This window comes from Pantoea sp. Lij88 (assembly GCF_030062155.1).
Lineage (GTDB): Bacteria > Pseudomonadota > Gammaproteobacteria > Enterobacterales > Enterobacteriaceae > Pantoea.
On the sequence record NZ_CP118269.1, the window covers coordinates 1941584 to 1961837 of the forward strand.

Genomic DNA, 20254 nt, shown 5'->3' on the forward strand with positions numbered 1-20254 from the left:
AAAGCAGCCGGGAATCAGCTTTTCATTTCTCCGGAAGGTAAGAAACCTTGCCAACAATCGCCTGCCTCGTTGAGATAATTCTTCATGAGGCAGGGTAAGCATTCCTCGGCGGGGGCGAATTAAATTTCCGCTTTTATATCGTGCTTCTTCATCATCGCGCGCAACTGATGATAAGTAACGCCTAATAATCCGGCGGCGCGACGCTGGTTATAGCGAGCCTGTTGCAGGCTGGCTTCCACCAGATCCCGCTCCTGCTGGTTCTGCCATTGACGCAGATCCAGCGGCAGAGCAGGCAGGCCGACAGTATCCGCGTTCTGACTGGCACGGATAACAGCAACCGGCTCAGGGCGTGAAGCAAACGGGTTAATGATGACGTTATCCAGCTGCTGTTCGCTGCTGTTATGACGATAGACCGAGCGCTCCACCACGTTCTTCAGCTCACGGACGTTGCCGGGCCAGTGGTAATCAAGCAGAGCCTGCTGCGCCCGTGGGGTAAAGCCGGGAAACAGTAACAGGCCAAGTTCGCGGCACATCTGGATAGCAAAATGCTCGGCCATCACCAGAATATCGCTGCGGCGTTCGCGCAGGGGCGGTAACTGCACCACATCGAAGGCCAGACGATCCAGCAGGTCCGCGCGGAATTTCCCCTCGGCTGCCAATGCGGGCAGGTCTTCGTTGGTGGCGCAGACCAGTCGCACATTCACCTGCAGAGAGTGATTGCCGCCGACGCGCTCCAGCTGCCCATATTCAATTACCCTGAGCAGTTTTTCCTGAACCAGCATCGGTGCTGTTGCCAGCTCATCCAGAAACAGCGTGCCGCCGTCGGCACGTTCAAACCGCCCGAGATGGCGTTTCTGCGCGCCGGTAAAGGCGCCCGCCTCATGACCAAACAGTTCAGAGTCGAGGAGATTCTCATTCAGCGCGGCGCAGTTCAGCGAAATAAACGGTCCCTGCCAGCGGTCAGAGAGATAGTGCAGACGGCTGGCAATCAGCTCTTTACCCGTCCCGCGCTCGCCAATCACTAATACCGGTTTTTCCAGCGGCGCCAGTTTGGAAACCTGCTCAAGCACCTCAAGAAAATTGTTCGACTCACCCAGAAGATTATCGTTAGTGCCTATCATGATGAATTTCGCCACCCCTTAATCATTTTCACTATCTTAAAACATGCGGGCGGGGCTGTAAAATATCAAATCCCTTTAAAAACAATGGTATGAAAAATTGGCACGCATCTTGTATTAGCTAAGCAGGACATCATGTTTTAAAACATTAAAAGAGGAACATTATTATGGGTATTTTTTCTCGCTTCGCTGACATCGTAAATGCCAACATTAATTCCCTGCTTGAACGTGCAGAAGATCCACAGAAACTGGTCCGCCTGATGATTCAGGAAATGGAAGACACCTTAGTGGAAGTACGTTCTACCTCTGCGCGGTCACTGGCTGAAAAGAAACAGCTGTCACGCCGCATTGAGCAGGCGGAAATTCAGCAGGCAGAATGGCAGGAAAAAGCCGAGCTGGCCCTGCGCAAAGATAAAGATGATCTGGCGCGTTCAGCGCTGATTGAGAAACAGAAACTCACCGATCTGATTGCCTCCCTGAAACAGGAAGTGGGCCAGGTTGAAGAGACGCTGGAACGCATGAAAGGTGAAATCAGCGAGCTGGAGAAAAAACTGACCGAAACACGTGCCCGTCAGCAGGCGTTAACTCTGCGTCATCAGGCGGCTTCTTCATCACGCGATGTTCGTCGTCAGCTGGACAGCGGTAAAATCGATGAAGCGATGGCGCGGTTCGAATCTTTTGAACGTCGCATCGACCACATGGAAGCGGAAGCAGAAAGCCACGGTTTTGGTAAGCCAAAAACGCTGGACCAGCAGTTTACTGACCTGAAAGCGGATGATGAGATCAGCCAGCAGCTCAACGCGCTGAAGGCAAAAATGAACCGCGGTGAGTAATTACCGACGTTGCAATAAGTGATTAAGGAGAGTCAATGAGCGCACTTTTTCTCGCCATACCCTTAACGATCTTCGTGCTATTTGTCGCACCGATCTGGTTATGGCTGCATTACAACAACAAACGCAACGGCGGTTCGGAACTGTCGCAAAGCGAAATCCAGCGCCTGCAGCGCGTCACGCAGGATGCGCAGCGGATGCGCGAACGTATTGACGCGCTGGAAGCGATTCTGGACGCCGAACATCCAAACTGGAGGCAGCCATGATGAAAGGCCGCAAGTTGTGGCGTAAGCCTGACGAAGGAAAGTTGATGGGCGTCTGCGCGGGCCTGGCAGAGTATCTCGACATTCCGGTTCGTCTGCTTCGGGTTATCGTGGTGTTATCGCTGTTCTTTGGTCTGTTTGTCTTCACGGTGATCGCCTATTTCGTGCTGGGTTTTGTGCTGGATGTGAAGCCCGCGAATGCTTATGAAGGCGAACGCCAGCCCAGCACCAGCGAGTTGCTGGACCAGCTGGAACGCGCCCTGCAGCAGGACGAGCGCAGCGTGCGCGACGTGGAACGCTATGTCACGTCTGAAACGTTCAGCGTACGCAGCCGCTTCCGCCAGATTTGATTTCTGATGCCGGGCCTGTTCAGGCCCGTCCGCTCTCTCAATGGAGGTGTTAATGTCTTTTTCGCGATCCACTGCTTTTCGTCACCGCGCGGCACCTGCATTGAAGTCGGCGGCTAAATTCATCATTATCAATGCAGTTACCTATGGTCCCGCCGGTGTCACTGGCTGGGCGGTGAAATCGGTAGCGCGACGCCCGTTACGTCTGCTGCTGGCTGTGGCGCTTGAGCCATTGCTGAAACGCGTGATGAACCGGGTGGCATCGCGCTTCATCAGGGAGAAAGATGAAAAGACTGCAAACTGAAATAATGGCGTTGATGAACCGTGGCGTTGATCGCCACCTGCGGCTGGCGGTTACCGGATTAAGCCGCAGCGGTAAAACCGCCTTTATTACTTCACTGGTTAATCAGCTTTTAACAGTTCACAGTGGCGCCCGATTGCCGCTGTTTTCCGTTGTGCGGGATGAGCGGCTGTTAGGTGTAAAACGGGTGCCACAGCGTGATATGGGCACGGCGCGTTTTACCTACGACGAAGGTCTGGCTCAGCTCTACAGCACGCCGCCCGCCTGGCCGACGCCAACCCGTGGCGTCAGCGAAATGCGCCTTGCGCTGCGTTACCGTCCCAATGATTCGCTGCTGCGCCACCTGAAAGAGACAGCGACACTCTATCTGGAGATTGTCGACTATCCTGGTGAATGGCTGCTGGATCTGCCGATGCTGGCGCAGGACTACCTCGCCTGGTCGCGGCAGATGAACGGACTGCTGCAGGGCGATCGTGCGGAGTGGGCAAAGCCCTGGCGCGCACTCTGTGAAAAACTTGATCCACTTGCCCCCGCCGATGAAACCCAGCTGGCAGAAATTGCGGCTGCCTGGACCGACTACCTTCATCGCTGTAAATCTGAAGGTTTACACTTTATTCAGCCCGGTCGTTTCGTGCTGCCTGGCGACATGGCCGGCGCGCCCGCGCTGCAGTTCTTCCCCTGGCCGACGGCTGATGAGGCGCAACTCACTAAACTGGCGCAGGCGGATAAAGGCAGTAACTTCAGCATGCTGCAACAGCGGTTCAACTATTACTGCCAGCATGTGGTGAAAGGCTTTTATAAAAATCACTTCCTGCGTTTTGACCGCCAGATTGTGCTGGTCGACTGCCTGCAGCCACTGAACAGCGGCCCGCAGGCGTTTAATGATATGCGTCTGGCGCTGACCCAACTGATGCAAAGCTTTCATTACGGTCAGCGCACCTTGTTTCGTCGGCTCTTTTCGCCGGTGATCGATAAATTGCTGTTTGCCGCGACCAAGGCGGATCACATCACCAGCGATCAGCACGGCAACATGGTGTCGCTGTTGCAGCAACTGGTGCAGGATGCCTGGCAGAACGCGGCGTTTGAGGGAATCAGCATGGACTGCATCGGGCTGGCGTCGGTGCAGGCGACGCAGAGCGGGCTGGTCGATCACCGTGGCGAGAAGATCCCGGCCCTGCGCGGCCATCGGCTGGATGATGGCGAGCCGCTCACCGTCTATCCGGGCGAAGTCCCGCCGCGTCTGCCCGGCAATGCTTTCTGGCAGCAGCAGGGTTTTCAGTTTGAACAGTTCCGGCCGCAGCAGCTCGACGTCGATCGCCCGCTGCCGCATATCCGCATGGATGCCGCGCTGGAATTTTTATTGGGAGATAAATTGCGATGAGTGATCCGCTGAAGCCGCGTATCGATTTTGCCCGCCCGCTGGATGAGAGCAGCAGCACGCCGCTGCGTCCGGCGCAGACCTTTGAAGCCGACGCGCAGGCTGCGTTTCTGGCGGTGCAGGATGAAGAGGTTGCTGTCGAAGAGGAGGGCGCCGGTGAGCGGGCGGTGGAAGCCGCGCTGAAACCTAAGCGCAGCCTGTGGCGCAAAATGGTGACTGCAGGTGCGCTGCTGTTTGGCGTCAGCGTGATTGCGCAGGGTGTGCAGTGGACACATGACGCCTGGCTGGCCCGCGACTGGTTTTCGCTGGGCAGCGGCGTAGCGGGCGTCCTGATCGTGCTGGCAGGTGTGGGCGCGCTGACCACCGAGTGGCGTCGTCTCTATCAGCTGCGTCAGCGTGCTGAGGAGCGGGATGTGGGCCGGGAGTTGCTGCACAGTCATGGCATTGGCAAAGGCCGGGCATTCTGCGAAAAACTGGCGCAGCAGGCGGAGCTGGATCAGGCGCATCCGGCTCTGCAGCGCTGGCACGCCTCGCTCCATGAGACCCACAATGACAGTGAAATCGTTCGCTTATATGCACAGCTGGTGCAGCCGGTACTGGATCGGCAGGCGCGGCGCGAAATCAGCCGTCATGCTGCGGAAGCGACATTGATGATTGCGGTCAGCCCGCTGGCACTGGTGGATATGGCGTTTATCGCCTGGCGTAATCTGCGGCTGGTGAATCGCATTGCAGCGATATATGGCATCGAGCTGGGCTACTTCAGCCGCATCCGGCTGTTCCGGCTGGTGCTGCTCAATATGGCCTTTGCTGGCGCATCGGAGCTGGTGCGGGAAGTGGGGATGGACTGGATGTCGCAGGATATTGCCGCCCGGCTTTCCACGCGAGCCGCGCAGGGTATAGGCGCAGGTTTGCTGACAGCCAGACTCGGCATTAAAGCGATGGAGCTTTGTCGTCCACTGCCGTGGCTGGAGCAGGATAAGCCTCGTCTCGGCGATTTCCGTGGTGAGCTGCTGGGCCAGCTGAAAGAGGCGTTACAGAAGGGCGGCAATAAGTCAGCCTGACGCTCTCGTGACAAAACAAAGGCGGCATTGCCGCCTTTGTTATTTACTGCGGTTGACGCAGTACCTGCCGCGAATCGATCGTCAGGCACTCACCCGGACAGGTAGATTCATCAGTGATCACCGGATCCGCGGGCAGCGTAAAGGCCATCCCATGTTTCTCCCGGATAAAATGCGCCATCCCGGCAAATGTCCATGACATGCTCAGGCCCAGCCCACCGAAATCATCATATTTTCGTAACGTCGCGACCTTCGGTAAATATTCACCGGTCAGGCGATAATAGAGCGCGCCCCTGAACTCTTTCGGTACCTGCTGCGTGATTGCCTGATCGAGCAGGGCAAATTCCTTCCGAGCCGGAACAGAGTAACCGTTAATCAGGTGACTGATTGCCAGCGAGGCCGCCGCGATGACCAGCAGTGCATAGAAAGCATTTTTCCATTTTAACTTTTTGCTGATTTCAAACAGGCCGAGGATGAACGCGCTGGAAGTGATCAGCGCACCGGCAATCAGCGTGCGGTAAGCCGCCATGCTTTCACTGACAATCAGATTGGGCAATGCGGCGATCAGCAGTAAGACGAACATCAGATAAAATTTGTCGTTGCCTGCGGCTTTAATTTTTTTAAGCCCGAAACCAATAACGATCGAAGAGATGATCACCGACACCGTTTTTGCGCCGAGGTCAAAGTTGCAGATAACGTTCTTCAGGTATTCCGTGAAAAACCATTTCAGCTTAACCGGGATGTCGTAGCTGAATGCTGAGCGGGGCAGCGTATGACCATAGAGCTGGACCGGCAGAACCTTCGAGGCGATCAGCGCGGCGAACATGCCTGCGCCAAGGACTATCAGAGAGATCAGCGCCCGCTTCCTGTCGATTTTTCTTTCTGAAAAGCAAAGATCCAGCGCGGCAAAAAAAGTAAAAGTCATTGCGGCCGGTTGATAGAGACAGAAAGCGATGGTCAGCAGGCAGAACGCTAACAGGCGGCAGGCCATTCCGGGCTTAATCGAAAGACGGTAGCTGGCACCCGCGAGTAAAATGGCAGCGACATAGGGAAAGCAGGATGCCCATGCGACGTACACCTGGAATGAAGGCAGCAGACACAGCAGTAACGCAAAGGTGATCCGCTGAGCCTGATTCTCCAGCAGTGCATCTTTCTGACACAGGCTGTAGATGTAATATCCGGTAAAAATAAGCAGAACAATCGCAACAGAACGCAGCAGCGCCAGCCTTTCTACGCTCTCCACCAGAAACGAGGCGCTGTACTGAATAATGCCATACACCGGCCTGCCGGATAACGTGTCCCAGTTTAAAATACTGAGCTTATCAAAGTTGGCCCAGTAGAGATTCGTCCAGTCATCAGTATAAGCGTAATGGGTTAAATAAGCGGGGCTGTAAGCAATCAGAAAAACGATCGCAATAAGCAAAAAAACCTTACGGCGTGTCAATCCGGTATCAGTGGCGAGCATCTTTCATCCTTTTTAATCTGACCCTGTTCTCTGCGCCTGAATGGGCAGTTTAATCGGTGTTCTGCGGTGAGTGAGTTTTTGCTGGCGCGGATTTTCGCAAAATATAGCGAGGCCGGTTTTTGGTTTCCATATAAATGCGGCCAATATATTCACCCAGCACGCCAATACCAATGAGCTGAACGCCACCGAGAAACAGTACGGAAACCAGAATAGAGGGATAGCCTGGCACCGGGTTACCGAACAGCAGTTTGTCCACGATCATCCAGAGTCCATACAGGAAGGCCAGCGAGGCGACTAAGAAGCCCAGATAAGACCAGATGCGCAGCGGAACGGTAGAGAAGGAGGTGAGTCCCTCCAGTGCAAGATTCCACAGTTTCCAGCCGCCAAATTTGCTACGGCCCGCGATCCGTTCAGTTCGCACGTACTCGACGATATCGGTCTGTCCGCCGACCCAGCTCAGGATGCCCTTCATAAAGAGACTCTTCTCAGGCAGGAGCTTGATGTTCTCAACCACTTCACGCGACATCAGCCGGAAATCACCAACGTTCTCCTCTATCTGCGGATGACTGATGCTGTTGTGCAGTTTATAAAACCAGTGGGCGGTTTTGCGTTTAAGATGACCATCGGCACTGCGGTCAATCCGCTTGGCTAACACGATATCAGCGCCTGCCTGCCACTTGCGGATCATCTCGGGAATAATCGCGATCGGATCCTGTAAATCCACATCAATCGGGATTACGGCATCACCAGTTGCGGCTTCCAGTCCGGCAAACAGTGCCGGTTCTTTGCCGAAATTACGAATAAACGACAGGCTGCGCACCAGTGGATCGCTCTGGCTGAGCTGGCTAATCAGCGCATGTGTTGCGTCTGTGCTGCCATCATCGATAAAAACGATCTCCACCTGCCAGGCGGCCAGCGCGTCCTCTTTTCTGACCGCGTTATAAAAAAGAGGGATGACATCCTCTTCATTAAATACCGGTACCACCAGAGAGATTTTCATTATTCTCCTTTGAATACGATAAAGCGGGAAAAGAGAAAGCCACACGCCAGACTGATAGCCGATGAGGCGACGAGCGTAATAAGCGGATAGAGGCCGAAACGATCGGCCAGATAACCTACGCTGAATGCCATCGCGCCCATAAAAACGACATAAAGACTATAACGCAAGGCGGTGGCCTGCTGTTTAAAGGTCCAGCGTGCATTTACAAAGAAAGAGAAAGTGACGGCCAGGCAAAAGGCAATCAGGTTTGCGGTCGACTGGAACAGACCCAGACTGAGGCAGATAAAAAAGGTCACCCAATGGATCAGGGTATTCACCAGACCCACCGTCAGATATTTTGCGAAGAAAGTCAGCATATTATAATCAATTCTAATCAGTTGGGAAAAATATACAGCAATCAGCCAGCCAGCAACAGTCCGGGGCTGACAAAGGCTGACAAACAGTGGCGAACCGGCTAATTCCGCAGGACAGTACAAAACGCCACCATACGCGCCAGGGCTGTCAACTTTTCCTGACAGATCCCTTTCTGCAGGTGCTTCACATAGCGTATTATTAACGAATCTGAACCTGATTAAGGCGAACGCAATGCGTCTGGAAGTGTTCTGTCAGGACCGTATCGGTCTGACGCGTGAACTGCTCGACCTGCTGGTGGCACGCAACATTGATTTACGCGGTATCGAAATCACGGCGCTTGGCCGCATTTACCTGAACTTTTCTGCACTGGAATTTGACGCCTTCAGTAATCTGATGGCGGAAATCCGGCGTACACCAGGCGTAACAGATGTGCGCACGGTAACGTACATGCCTTCTGAACGTGAACATCGTGCGCTCAGTGCGCTGCTGGTGGCGATGCCGGATCCGGTTTTCTCCATCGATCTGAAAAGCAAGGTTGAACTGGCTAATCCGGCCGCTCAGAACCTGTTTAATCTCGATGAAGAGAAGATGCGCAATTTCAGCGCGGGTAACCTGATCAACGGCTTTAACTTTATGCGCTGGCTGGAAAGCGATCGGGTTGAAGCGCAGGCGCAGCATGTGGTCATTGAAGGGCGCGATTTCCTGATGGAAGCGCGTCCTATCTACCTGCCGGGCGAAGAGGGCCAGAACGACAGGCCGGTGGGCGCGATGGTGATGCTGAAATCAACCGCCCGCATGGGCCGCCAGTTGCAGAATCTGGTGGTGACCGACGAATCGGAGTTCGACCACATCATTGCCGTCACGCCGAAGATGCGTCAGGTGGTCGATCAGGCGCGCAAGCTGGCGATGCTTGATGCGCCATTGCTGATTGTCGGCGACACCGGCACCGGGAAAGATATGCTGGCACGCGCCTGTCATCTGCGCAGCGCTCGCGGGAAAAATCCATTCCTGGCGCTGAACTGTGCCTCACTGCCCGACGACGTCGCGGAAAGCGAGCTGTTTGGTCATGCTGCCGGTGCCTATCCGAATGCGCTTGAAGGCAAGAAAGGCTTTTTCGAGCAGGCGAATGGTGGCTCGGTTCTGCTGGATGAGATTGGCGAGATGTCGCCGAGAATGCAGACCAAGCTGCTGCGTTTTCTCAACGATGGCACCTTCCGTCGCGTCGGCGAAGAGCATGAAGTGCATGTCAATGTGCGGGTGATCTGCGCGACGCAGAAGAACCTGATTGAGCTGGTGCAGCGCGGGGAGTTCCGCGAGGATCTTTTCTACAGGCTTAATGTGCTGACGCTGCAGCTGCCGCCTTTGCGCGATCGTCCACAGGACATTCTGCCGCTGACCGAAATGTTTGTTGCCAGATTTGCAGATGAGCAGGGCATGGCGCGTCCGCGTCTGTCGCCACAGCTCAATGCGTTTCTGACCCGCTATGCCTGGCCCGGCAATGTGCGTCAGCTAAAAAATTCCCTTTATCGCGCACTGACTCAGCTGGAAGGTTACGAACTGCGTCCGCAGGATATCGTGTTGCCCGAGCAGGCGCTGGATGTGTCACTGGGCGATGAGGCACTGGAAGGCACGCTGGATCAGATCACCAGCCGTTTCGAAAGGTCGATTCTGACGCGGCTCTATCTCTCTTATCCCAGCACCCGAAAGCTGGCAAAACGGCTGGGCGTGTCACACACCGCGATTGCTAACAAACTGCGGGAATATGGTCTGGGGCAGAAGCGTAACGAAAGCGAATAAGCGGCAGGAGAGGTGAGAAGCGGATAACCGGGTTATCCGCTTTTTTTATTACTTCAGCGCGGCCAGCGCAGCATCGTAATCAGGTTCAGTGGTGATTTCATCAACCAGCTGGCTGTAGATCACCTTATCGTTCTCATCCAGCACGATCACGGCACGAGCGGTCAGACCTTCCAGCGCACCATCGGCAATTTCCACGCCATAATCATACTTAAACTCTGAACCGCGCAGCGTCGACAGGGTCACCACGTTGCTCAGGTTTTCTGCGCCACAGAAGCGTGACTGGGCAAACGGCAGGTCAGCAGAGATGCATAACACTACGGCGTTATTCAGCTCGCTTGCAGCCTGATTAAACTTGCGCACTGATGATGCACAAACGCCGGTATCAACGCTTGGGAAAATGTTCAGAATTTTACGTTTTCCTGCATACTCAGAGAGCGCGACGTTAACCAGGTTTTTAGCGACCAGCGTGAAAGCTTTGGCTTTATCGCCAGCCTGAGGAAACTGACCTGCAACCGGTACGGCGTTACCCTGAAAATGAACAGTCTGAGACATAGTGATTCCTTTTGATGGTAAAAAAGATCTGACACAAAACGGCTAAAGATAGCCGTTGTTTATGACATAAATGTTAAGGGTTTACGAGTTCAATTGTGGAATTTAACGTGGCGGTCTGCCACTGCGTCACACATTGTGGAGTGGAAATGAGAACGGTAAAAAGTTATCCCGAAGCCTGGCCGTTACATACGCCGTTTGTCATTGCCCGTGGAACCCGGACAGAAGTTAAAGTGGTGGTCGTTGAAATTGAGGAGGATGGCGTCAAAGGCGTCGGTGAAGCCACGCCCTATGCGCGCTATGGTGAAAGCGAAGCCTCGGTGCTGGCACAAATCGCCACGCTGCTGCCTGCGCTGCAACAGGGGATGACGCGTGAAGCGCTGCAACAGGCGCTGCCTGCCGGGGCCGCCCGCAACGCCATCGACAGCGCACTGTGGGATCTTGCCGCACACCAGCAGAAGAGTAGCCTCTGGCAACTCAGCGGCGTCAGCGCACCTGAAGATGTGGTGACCGCGCAGACCGTCGGCATCGATACCCCCGAGGCGATGGCCAGCAGCGCACTGGCGCTGTGGCAGCATGGCGCAACGCTGCTGAAAGTGAAGCTGGATGATAATTTCATTACCGAACGGCTGATGGCGATCCGTGCCGCCGTGCCGGACGCGACGCTGATCGTGGATGCCAATGAGTCCTGGCACGCTGAAGGCCTGGCGGCACGCTGTCAGCTGCTGGCAGACATCAATGTGGCGATGCTTGAACAGCCTCTGCCAGCGGGTGAAGATGCGGCGCTGGAAAACTTTATCCATCCTTTGCCGATCTGTGCCGATGAGAGCTGTCATACCCGTGAAAGCCTTCCGTCACTGAGAGGGCGTTATGAGATGGTCAATATCAAGCTGGATAAAGCGGGCGGGCTGACCGAAGCGCTGGCGCTGGCGGATGCCGCCCAGCAGCAGGGCTTTGCGGTGATGCTGGGCTGCATGCTTTGCACCTCGCGGGCGATACGTGCTGCGCTGCCGCTGGTGCCGCAGACCCGCTTCGCCGATCTCGACGGGCCAACCTGGCTGGCGGTGGATGCAGAACCGGCGATCACCGTGCGCAACGGTCAGCTGATCATTGCTGCCAGCGCAGCAGGTTAACCATCATTTCAAGATAGGTCTCGGTGGCTTCATCCACCGAGATCACCGGCATTTCAGCGGTCACGCAGGGCAGGCTGAGATCATTACACCAACTGCCAAATGAGCCGGGCGTGTCATAACCGACGCTGCTGACGCGGGGAAGGCCGGTGTGGCTGGCCAGCCAGCCGCCAATTTCCACCTGATGCGGGTCGTCAATACAGCCCAGCGGTTCATGCCAGGAGACGATCCAGCGCGGTTTCAGCTGATGAATCAGGGCACAGAGCGCCTGGGTTTCGGGTTCGGATCCCGGATGCGAGCCGGTCGAGAGCGCCACATCGCGCGCATCGGCCGCGCTGTTCCAGCGATAAACTGTCTCGCCCGACTGCCAGTTTGCCGCCGGAAAGTTGCGGTTGAGATCGACGCCGTTTGCGTTAGCACGCAGCCCAAGCTGACAGCCATCAGGATTGACCGCCAGCACGACGTGGTGCCGACGCATGCCATCGGGCAACGTCCGTAATGCGGCGGAGAGGGTGGCGATGGCCGCATTCTCATCGCCATGGGTGCCGGCCAGGATCAGACCGCTGTCAGGATCGCCCAGCGGGGCCGGAAACCACAGCAGCGGTGCGCCCAGCACCGAGCGGCCATACTGCTGATACGGAACGTCCAGTTTGCCGCGCAGGGTACGCGGATGTAGTGGCGACATACTCATTTCCTCAGAGGGTTTTACTAAAAGTAGCGGAAAAGCCGTGCGCGGAAAATAGCTATTTATCTGTCAGCCATTTGCGATAAAGTGCCCTGCACAAGCTGCATCGGCAACAGACTGATGCAGCACTTCTTTGGGTAAAGGAGTGATAATGGTTAAGACCTTTCGCATGACGCTGGCAGCACTCTGTCTGAGCAGCATCCTCACACCCGCCATCGCGGCGAATCCACCCGCAGGCGCGCAGCTGGCTGAACAGCAGCAAATCGTCCGCCATATTAAAGATGAACCCGCTTCCCTCGATCCGCTTAAAGCGGTTGGACTGCCAGAAATTCAGGTGATTCGCGATCTGTTCGAAGGCCTGACGAATCAGGATGCGCAGGGCAAAATCGTGCCGGGCGTGGCGCAGAGCTGGAGCAGCAGTGATAACAAAACCTGGGTCTTCACCCTGCGCAACAACGCGCGCTGGTCGAATGGCGATCCGGTCACCGCTCAGGATTTTGTCTACAGCTGGCAGCGCCTGGTCGATCCTAAAAACAGTTCAGCCTTTGCCTGGTTCGCGGGCCTGAGCGGCATTGAAAATGCAGCGGCGATTACTAAAGGTGAAATGACGCCCGATAAGCTGGGTGTGGTCGCCCAGGGTAAATACCAGCTGAAGGTGACGCTGGATCGTCCGGTGCCGTGGTTCCCGGCGCTGGTGGCTAACGTGGCGCTCTTCCCGGTACCGCAGAAAATTATTGCGCAGGCGGGTGACAGCTGGACGGCACCCGGCAAACTGGTGGGCAACGGGGCCTATCAGCTCAGCGAACGGGTGGTGAACGAAAAGATCGTCCTGACCCGTAATCCTCACTACTGGGATGATGCGCACTCGGTGCTGACGAAAGTGACCTTTGTTCCGATTAATGAAGAGTCGAGCGCCACTAAGCGTTATCGTTCCAACGATATCGATATCACCGAATCCTTCCCTAAAAACATGTATGCGCTCCTGAAGAAAACGCTGCCGGGAGAGGTCTACACACCTGACCAGTTAGGCACCTATTACTACGCGTTTAACACGCAGAAAGGGCCGACGGCCGATGTACGGGTTCGCAAAGCGCTGTCATGGTCTATCGACCGTAAAGTGATTGCTGAAAAAGTGCTGGGCACGGGTGAGAAACCGGCGTGGCACTTTACGCCCGATGTGACAGCGGGCTTTAAGCCACTGCCTGTGTTCATGCAGCAGCACGATCAGGATACCCTGAATGCGCAGGCGAAATCGCTGCTCGCTGCTGCCGGTTACGGCCCCGGCAAGCCGCTGAAACTCAAACTGCTCTACAACACCTCAGAGAGCCATCAGAAGATAGCGATTGCCGTGGCCTCAATGTGGAAAAAGAACCTCGGTGTGGATGTCACGCTGGAAAATCAGGAGTGGAAAACCTACATCGACAGCCGTAACAGCGGGAACTTCGATGTGATCCGCGCCTCGTGGGTCGGTGACTACAACGAACCCTCGACCTTCCTGAATCTGCTGACCTCGGGTAACAGCAGCAACATCGCGCGCTTCAGCAACACGGATTATGATGCGGTTATCGCCAAGGCCAGCCGCGAAACCAGCGATCAGGCGCGTAACAGCGATTACAACCGCGCCGAGCAGATCCTGGCTGAGCAGGCTCCGATTGCCCCCATCTATCAGTACACCAATGGCCGCCTGATTAAACCCTGGGTCAAAGGCTATCCAATCACCAACCCTGAAGATGTCGCCTACAGTCGTGAACTGTGGATTGAGAAACATTAAACCTCTGGTGGCCGGTTACCCGGCCACCTGCTGACATCTTTCTACACAGCCCGGAGATTGCAACTCAGCGCACTCACGTTAGACTGTATCGTATTGATTTTAGTGGTGAGGCAACGTTGTGGACGTCATTGAAGGAAAAGCATTACAGGTTTCAGATGCGATCATTTCCTGCCAGCTGGATGGCAAGGGCGGGATGATCCCGATTGCTGAAGATGAAGTTATCGAGTGTGAACAGCCCTGCTGGCTGCATCTGAACTATACCCACAGTAAGAGCGCCGAATGGCTGCAGTCAACGCCACAGATCCCCGATGCCGTGCGTGACGCGTTAGCGGGCGACAGCATGCGTCCCCGCGTGAGCAGGCTGGGCGACGGATTTATGATCGTGCTGCGCAGCGTTAACCACAACACTGATGCACGTCGCGACCAGCTGGTGGTGATGCGGGTGTTCATCAACGATAAGCTCATCGTGTCGACCCGGCGGCGCAAAGTCTCGGCAGTCGATGAAGTGCTTACCGATTTGCAAAACGGTAACGGCCCGATTGACTGCGGCAGCTGGCTGGTGGATGTCTGTGATACGCTGACCGATCACACCAGTGAGTTTATCGAAGAGCTGCATGACAAAATCATCGAGCTGGAAGATGCGCTGCTTGATCAGCGGATGCCAGCCCGGGGCGAGCTGGGCCTGCTGCGCAAACAGCTGATTGTGATGCGACGTTACATGGCCCCGCAGCGTGATGTTTATGCCCGGCTGGCCAGTGAAAAACTCGCCTGGATGGATGACACCGAACGGCGCAGGATGCAGGAAATCGCCGATCGACTGGGACGCGGACTGGATGATCTGGATGCGGGCGTGGCGCGCACGGCGATTCTGGCTGACGAGGTTGCCTCTGCGATGGCGGAATCGATGAACCGCCGCACCTATACCATGTCGCTGATGGCGATGATCTTCCTGCCCGCCACGTTCCTGACTGGCCTGTTTGGCGTCAATCTGGGCGGCATTCCGGGCGGCGGATGGGAATATGGCTTCACTATCTTCTGTCTGCTGCTGGTGGTACTGGCGGTAGGGGTCGCGGGCTACCTGCGCAAACGACGCTGGCTGTAACGCGGGTGAGGTGAAATCAGCGGGAGCCACATTGGGTGAAGACAGTCCTGCCTGGTGGAATCAATATCTCATTAAGCAAGCAAAAGCTGATCGACATCAAGAACCCAATGTCGCTGCTGACGCAAACTCTCTCCCGCAGGTGAATGCAACGTCAAGCGATGGGCGTTGCGCTCCATATTGTCTTACTTCCATATTTAGAATTAATGCATAGCACATTTAATTCGTAACATGCCGGCCAGTGTGCCGGCTTTTTTTTGCCCGCCTGGCTGGAACGCCAATCCTTTCCTAAGCTTAAAGTCCATTCGCAAGAAAAGGAGTACGGCATGAGCGCGATTGTTAACAGCGAGCCGATCCCTACGGATCCAGTCCCGATTCCTGAACCGATTCCCCATCCGCCACCCCAGCCTGATCAGCCGGGCGATCCGGAATATCCGCCGATAATGGATCCACCGCCACACCGCAACATATAAAAAAAGGGCGTGCTGTCAGCAGCACGCCCTCTATCCTGCAAGGCAGTTATTTAATCTGAAGCACATCCAGACGCGCGCTCAGATCCGGCGCATCCTCTTCATCCGCCCGCCAGCCAACAGGCTGTAACGGCAACGTTTCACGGTCAAAAGCGAGATCGCCGCCATCAACGACCGCATCGCCATGCTTAATGCCCTTAAAATCGAACAGATTGATATCTGCCAGGTGCGACGGCACGACATTCTGCATCGCGCTGAACATGGTTTCGATACGGCCAGGATAACGCTTATCCCAGTCACGCAGCATATCGGCCACGACCTGACGCTGCAGGTTCGGCTGAGAACCGCAGAGGTTGCACGGGATAATCGGGAACTGACGCGCTTCTGAGAAGCGGATGATATCTTTCTCGCGGCAGTACGCCAGCGGACGAATCACAATCTGCTTGCCATCGTCGCTCATCAGCTTTGGCGGCATGCCTTTCAGCTTTCCACCGTAGAACATATTCAGGAACAGTGTCTGAAGGATGTCATCACGATGGTGACCCAGCGCGATTTTAGTACAACCCAGCTCGGTCGCGACGCGATAAAGAATGCCACGGCGCAGGCGCGAGCAGAGTGAGCAGGTGGTTTTACCTTCCGGCACCTTATCTTTGACGATGGAGTAGGTATCTTCTTCGATAATCCGGTACTCCACGCCCTGCGCTTCAAGATATTGCGGCAGGATGTGCTCAGGGAAGCCAGGCTGTTTCTGGTCGAGGTTGACGGCAATCAGGCTGAAGTTAACCGGCGCGCTTTTTTGCAGACTGCGCAAAATTTCCAGCATGGTGTAGCTGTCTTTACCGCCTGACAGGCAGACCATGATGCGGTCGCCTTCTTCAATCATATTAAAATCTGCAATGGCTTCGCCGACGTTACGACGCAGTCTTTTCTGCAGTTTATTAAGGTTGTACTGTTCTTTCTTGCCAACCGTTTGATTATCTTGCATTTTTACCTATCTCAAAAACCAGAAAGCGTAGCCGAAGGGCAAATTGCCGTGCGCGTTCAGCCAGGCACTTCACTGCAGTGTCACGAATATGCAGCGTATGGTACGGATTGTTGCCACGAATGCCAGCACTGGAGTGAAGTAATCAGCGGATAATCGCCGCCAGAGGCGACACGGCAGGTCGTCAGTTTCACGATGTCAGCTGGCTGGCACATCATTCCACTGACAGTCGATCTCATCACTGTGCGTTGAGCAGGAAGGGGGAGAGGCCTGGTAAGCATCAGCCCGCAGATGATCTTTTTTTGCCGCACAACCGGCGGTCATCAATATCACAGAGAGAAATAACAGCGTTTTCATCATTACTACCGGATGAGAAAAAAACAGCATGCGTCGTAATTTATCAATCCTGTATAAACGGAATTCTTTTTACGAACGCGTAATTTGACACGAATCAAATAAAAAGTTTTTCATAAATTCGGCAGGCGTTATTTTGTGAGCAATAGTTGATTTTTAATCGACACAATCTTAAAGGCGCATTCTGTTGAATATGCGTTGACCCTGCGCGCCTATAATAACACTCCCTTTGAATGCAAAATACTTCGTCTCATTGACTTTATATCATCCTGGCCTGTACGCAATGACCCGGCCAAAGCCGTTGTGGCTCAATGAGTACTTGTGTCATTTAATCAATAATAATCAGGAAAATGTAAAATGCGGAGAATCCTATTTGAGGTTAAAGGCATTATTATGAACAATCCTGCGACAGGCTATTCTTTTCGCACATTAAGGCAATACAAAACAGAGATGAAACCGTTTAATGTCCGGCTATATATGTGAATAAAAAATGAATCAACATTTAACCTCTATGAGACATCCGGATAAAACGCAGAAAGTAAAAAAGTATGGCATCAGATTTATTATGACGCTGATACTCTTTTTACTCTGCTATGTTGCAGTCATGTACTGCGGGGTTTTGCTGCTGGTAAACCGGCACGGTTTCCTTCATTTTCTGCTGCACTGAAGAAGTTAACGTCAGTCGCAGGTTTTAAAAATCCAGCGATAGGCAAAATGTAAAAAATGTCTGAGTGCTTTCAGGAAATCTTCAACGCCTTCTTCCGCCAGGCATTGGCCTGTTTCCAGCGCATCATTGAAGGAATCACGATGCCCCAGGAACAGCATGATGGCCACAGCACCCGCAAACAGCGTAAAGAGCAGCAGGCTCAGTGCAGAGCGATGAGTATTACGGGCATCAGCCAGCAGAGTCACTTCGCTATTGTCAGAGTTATAACGCATTAGTATCCGGGAATAATTATCACACCAGTAAACAATAACGCATTATGACATGAATTTCTGACACGCTTTATGTCTCAGGTCAGGCTTCATCCAGTTCTGGTACGAAAACGGCCTGAAATTCCAGGGGGCAGGTAAGAGGGAAGAGAGCGCCTGGCTTTGCGCTGTTCCCTCTGGCCGGATCCGAACGCTTTAACCGTTACATCATCTCCAGTGACTGCACACCTTTTATCTCCATCACCTTATCGTAGAGGTGCGCATCACTGGATTTGCGGGACAGCGTGACCTGAACGCTGAGTTCACACAGGCCGCTCTCCTCATCACGATTAATCACCGTCACATTGCCGTAGCGAATGCCTTCGCGTTGCATCACCAGCAACACCAGCGGGACGCTTTTGGGTTTAAGGAAAACCAGCAGCGTATGATGTTTGCCGATTAAAAGATGGCTCAGGCGGCGGAACACTTCCAGCACCACCAGCGCCAGCACCGTGCCATAAATACCGATCTCATACATGCCGCTGCCGATCACCAGACCAATAGCCGCCGTCACCCATAATCCTGCCGCCGTGGTTAAGCCTTTCACCACCTGCTTCTGAATCATAATGGTGCCCGCGCCGAGGAAGCCCATGCCGCTGACGACCTGAGCGGCAATACGGCTGGGATCAAGGGCCACATGTTCGCTGGTGAGCATATCGGCGAAGCCATATTTTGATACCAGCATGAACATGGCACTGCCGATACCGACCAGAATATGGGTACGCAGTCCCGCTTCTTTAGCCCGCATCTGGCGCTCCAGGCCAATCAGGCCGCCGAGAATACCGGCCAGGGCGATGCGAATTAACATATCCATTAACATGGCTTTACTCCGAAATAATAAGGGCCGAAAAAGGGTGCCAGTTCAGCGATAACAGGTAAACAAGATAATTCTGCTTGCAAATGACGACCGGGAATTTTGTAAAAAGCTGTTTCACCTCTCGACCCCTTGTCCTGCCTGACATATGCTGGGCCAGCCTATTACCCCCATTCCCGGAGTTCGATTGATGAAAGCAGCCACCTTTTTGCTGGCCGGTGCCGCGTTATTACTTTCTGCCTGCAGCAGCAACAGTGATGATAACGAGCCACCGCAACAGGCTACCGCCGCCCATATCCAGCCACGGGTGGTGATGTCTTCCCTGGCAGAAAGCACCTGTTCAAATGCGGGTGGAACGCTGGCGTTTTCACATCAGCTGGATGGTTCGCGCGTGGGGATGTGTCAGTTAGTGAATGGTCGTCGCTGTGATGAGCAGGCGTTGATTGGCGGGAATTGCGCGCGCTGACAGACAGGCCGGATTGCTCCGGCCTGCAGAGTCACAGAAAATGGTCAGGCAGAGAGTCGGTTCGGGCAGTTTTCACCCCGGTCGAGCTGGCTGAGATTACTGAGTGTCGTTTCTGAAATGGCGGTCAGCGCTTCGGCGGTTAAAAACGCCTGATGCCCGGTGAACAACACGTTATGACACGCCGACAGACGGCGGAACACATCGTCCTGAATCACATCATTCGACTTATCTTCAAAGAACAGGTCGCGTTCATTCTCATAAACATCCATGCCGAGTGCGCCGATCTTCTGCTGTTTCAGCGCGTCAATCGCAGCCTGTGAATCGATCAGACCCCCACGACTGGTATTGATCACCATCACCCCATCGCGCATCTGTTTAAACGCATCGGCGTTGAGCAGATGATGATTCTCCGGCGTCAGCGGACAGTGCAGCGTAATGACGTGGGATTCAGCAAACAGCGTCTTCAGATCGACATACTCCGCGCCCAGTTCCAGCGCCTGCTCACTCGGGTAGGGATCAAACGCCAGCAGGCGCATACCAAAACCTTTCAGAATGCGCATCGTCGCGATCCCGATTTTACCGGTGCCGATAACGCCCGCCGTTTTGTTATGCATGTTGAAGCCGGTCAGCCCATCGAGCGAAAAGTTCGCGTCACGGGTACGCTGATAAGCACGATGAATGCGGCGGTTCAGAGTCATCATCAGGCCGATCGTGTGTTCAGCCACGGCTTCCGGTGAATAAGCCGGAACCCTGACGACTTCCAGACCCAGCTCTTTCGCCGCTGCCAGATCGACATTATTAAATCCTGCACAGCGCAGCGCGATGTATTTCACACCCAGCCCGGCCAGTTCTTCCAGTACCGGACGGCTGCCGTCATCGTTTACAAAGATACAGACGGCATCGCAACCTACAGCGGTTTTGGCCGTGCTCTCAGAGAGTAAAAAGTCAAAAAACACCAGTTCAAAGCCGAACTGCTGATTAACCTGCTCAAGGTATTTCTGATCGTAATGTTTGGTGCTGTAAACCGCGATCTTCATCGTTATGCTCCTGC

General features: G+C 54.4%; 22 protein-coding genes. 12 read left to right on the forward strand and 10 right to left on the reverse strand.

Annotation, left to right across the window (positions count from 1 at the left end):
- Positions 1-119 precede the first annotated feature (119 nt).
- Complete coding sequence (gene pspF / locus PU624_RS12815) at positions 120-1121, reverse strand: phage shock protein operon transcriptional activator (protein ID WP_283547912.1); 1002 nt, start codon at positions 1119-1121, stop codon at positions 120-122.
- Positions 1122-1285: 164 nt separating this feature from the next.
- On the opposite strand from pspF, the gene pspA reads away from it, so the two are divergent.
- Genes pspA through PU624_RS12845 form a run of 6 tightly spaced genes read left to right on the forward strand, consistent with a single transcriptional unit; the run spans position 1286 to position 5298 of the window.
- Positions 1286-1951: a phage shock protein PspA gene (pspA, locus tag PU624_RS12820; protein WP_283547913.1), complete on the forward strand. Its 666-nt coding sequence runs from the start codon at positions 1286-1288 to the stop codon at positions 1949-1951.
- Positions 1952-1986: 35 nt separating this feature from the next.
- Positions 1987-2214 (forward strand): envelope stress response membrane protein PspB, encoded by a 228-nt coding sequence (gene pspB, locus PU624_RS12825; protein WP_003853799.1) that lies wholly within the window; start codon positions 1987-1989, stop codon positions 2212-2214.
- Entirely contained in the window at positions 2211-2561 is a 351-nt protein-coding gene (gene pspC, locus PU624_RS12830; protein WP_283547914.1) for an envelope stress response membrane protein PspC, read from the forward strand. The genes pspB and pspC overlap by 4 nt, the downstream gene beginning before the upstream one ends.
- Before the next feature lie 52 nt (positions 2562-2613).
- Positions 2614-2862 (forward strand): phage shock protein PspD, encoded by a 249-nt coding sequence (gene pspD / locus PU624_RS12835; protein WP_010670225.1) that lies wholly within the window; start codon positions 2614-2616, stop codon positions 2860-2862.
- Positions 2843-4240 carry a YcjX family GTP-binding protein gene (locus PU624_RS12840; protein ID WP_283547915.1) on the forward strand — a complete coding sequence of 466 codons (1398 nt, stop codon included), beginning with the start codon at positions 2843-2845 and terminating at the stop codon, positions 4238-4240. The genes pspD and PU624_RS12840 overlap by 20 nt, the downstream gene beginning before the upstream one ends.
- Entirely contained in the window at positions 4237-5298 is a 1062-nt protein-coding gene (locus tag PU624_RS12845; RefSeq protein WP_283547916.1) for a YcjF family protein, read from the forward strand. Before PU624_RS12840 ends, PU624_RS12845 begins: the two co-directional genes overlap by 4 nt.
- Before the next feature lie 43 nt (positions 5299-5341).
- On the opposite strand, the gene PU624_RS12850 is transcribed toward PU624_RS12845, so the two are convergent.
- The 3 genes from PU624_RS12850 to PU624_RS12860 are packed head-to-tail and all read right to left on the reverse strand — an operon-like array spanning position 5342 to position 8116.
- Positions 5342-6760, reverse strand: a complete 1419-nt coding sequence (locus tag PU624_RS12850; protein WP_283547917.1) for a hypothetical protein — start codon at positions 6758-6760, stop codon at positions 5342-5344.
- A gap of 49 nt (positions 6761-6809) precedes the next feature.
- The gene (locus PU624_RS12855; RefSeq protein ID WP_283547918.1) at positions 6810-7760 is read right to left on the reverse strand and encodes a glycosyltransferase family 2 protein; all 951 of its coding nucleotides are present in this window, start codon (positions 7758-7760) and stop codon (positions 6810-6812) included.
- Positions 7760-8116, reverse strand: a complete 357-nt coding sequence (locus PU624_RS12860) for a GtrA family protein (protein WP_283547919.1) — start codon at positions 8114-8116, stop codon at positions 7760-7762. Before PU624_RS12860 ends, PU624_RS12855 begins: the two co-directional genes overlap by 1 nt.
- Positions 8117-8345: 229 nt before the next feature.
- Between PU624_RS12860 and tyrR the strand changes: the two genes are divergently transcribed.
- The gene (gene tyrR, locus PU624_RS12865; RefSeq protein WP_090960730.1) at positions 8346-9911 is read left to right on the forward strand and encodes a transcriptional regulator TyrR; all 1566 of its coding nucleotides are present in this window, start codon (positions 8346-8348) and stop codon (positions 9909-9911) included.
- A gap of 48 nt (positions 9912-9959) precedes the next feature.
- On the opposite strand, the gene tpx is transcribed toward tyrR, so the two are convergent.
- On the reverse strand, positions 9960-10463 hold the full coding sequence (tpx, locus tag PU624_RS12870; RefSeq protein WP_283547920.1) for a thiol peroxidase: 504 nt from the start codon (positions 10461-10463) through the stop codon (positions 9960-9962).
- A gap of 146 nt (positions 10464-10609) precedes the next feature.
- Between tpx and ycjG the strand changes: the two genes are divergently transcribed.
- Positions 10610-11593 carry an L-Ala-D/L-Glu epimerase gene (ycjG, locus tag PU624_RS12875; RefSeq protein WP_283547921.1) on the forward strand — a complete coding sequence of 328 codons (984 nt, stop codon included), beginning with the start codon at positions 10610-10612 and terminating at the stop codon, positions 11591-11593.
- Here the strand turns inward: ycjG and mpaA are convergent.
- The gene (gene mpaA, locus PU624_RS12880) at positions 11568-12275 is read right to left on the reverse strand and encodes a murein tripeptide amidase MpaA (protein WP_283547922.1); all 708 of its coding nucleotides are present in this window, start codon (positions 12273-12275) and stop codon (positions 11568-11570) included. The genes ycjG and mpaA overlap by 26 nt on opposite strands.
- A gap of 151 nt (positions 12276-12426) precedes the next feature.
- On the opposite strand from mpaA, the gene PU624_RS12885 reads away from it, so the two are divergent.
- From PU624_RS12885 to PU624_RS12895, 3 genes are all read left to right on the forward strand, one after another.
- Positions 12427-14046 (forward strand): peptide ABC transporter substrate-binding protein, encoded by a 1620-nt coding sequence (locus PU624_RS12885; protein ID WP_283547923.1) that lies wholly within the window; start codon positions 12427-12429, stop codon positions 14044-14046.
- A 118-nt stretch (positions 14047-14164) separates the two neighbouring features.
- Complete coding sequence (gene zntB / locus PU624_RS12890; protein ID WP_283547924.1) at positions 14165-15148, forward strand: zinc transporter ZntB; 984 nt, start codon at positions 14165-14167, stop codon at positions 15146-15148.
- 323 nt (positions 15149-15471) lie between these two features.
- Positions 15472-15618 (forward strand): hypothetical protein, encoded by a 147-nt coding sequence (locus tag PU624_RS12895; protein ID WP_283547925.1) that lies wholly within the window; start codon positions 15472-15474, stop codon positions 15616-15618.
- A 46-nt stretch (positions 15619-15664) separates the two neighbouring features.
- Here PU624_RS12895 and ttcA read toward each other — a convergent pair whose 3' ends face one another.
- From ttcA to PU624_RS12910, 3 genes are all read right to left on the reverse strand, one after another.
- Complete coding sequence (gene ttcA, locus PU624_RS12900) at positions 15665-16600, reverse strand: tRNA 2-thiocytidine(32) synthetase TtcA (RefSeq protein WP_283547926.1); 936 nt, start codon at positions 16598-16600, stop codon at positions 15665-15667.
- A gap of 1029 nt (positions 16601-17629) precedes the next feature.
- A complete protein-coding gene (locus PU624_RS12905) occupies positions 17630-17890 on the reverse strand; it encodes a hypothetical protein (RefSeq protein WP_283547927.1) in 261 nt (86 codons plus the stop codon).
- Positions 17891-18086: 196 nt separating this feature from the next.
- Entirely contained in the window at positions 18087-18743 is a 657-nt protein-coding gene (locus tag PU624_RS12910; protein WP_283547928.1) for an MgtC/SapB family protein, read from the reverse strand.
- A gap of 184 nt (positions 18744-18927) precedes the next feature.
- On the opposite strand from PU624_RS12910, the gene PU624_RS12915 reads away from it, so the two are divergent.
- On the forward strand, positions 18928-19203 hold the full coding sequence (locus PU624_RS12915) for a putative hemolysin (RefSeq protein ID WP_003853763.1): 276 nt from the start codon (positions 18928-18930) through the stop codon (positions 19201-19203).
- A 44-nt stretch (positions 19204-19247) separates the two neighbouring features.
- On the opposite strand, the gene PU624_RS12920 is transcribed toward PU624_RS12915, so the two are convergent.
- Complete coding sequence (locus PU624_RS12920) at positions 19248-20240, reverse strand: 2-hydroxyacid dehydrogenase (RefSeq protein ID WP_283547929.1); 993 nt, start codon at positions 20238-20240, stop codon at positions 19248-19250.
- Positions 20241-20254: the final 14 nt, after the last annotated feature.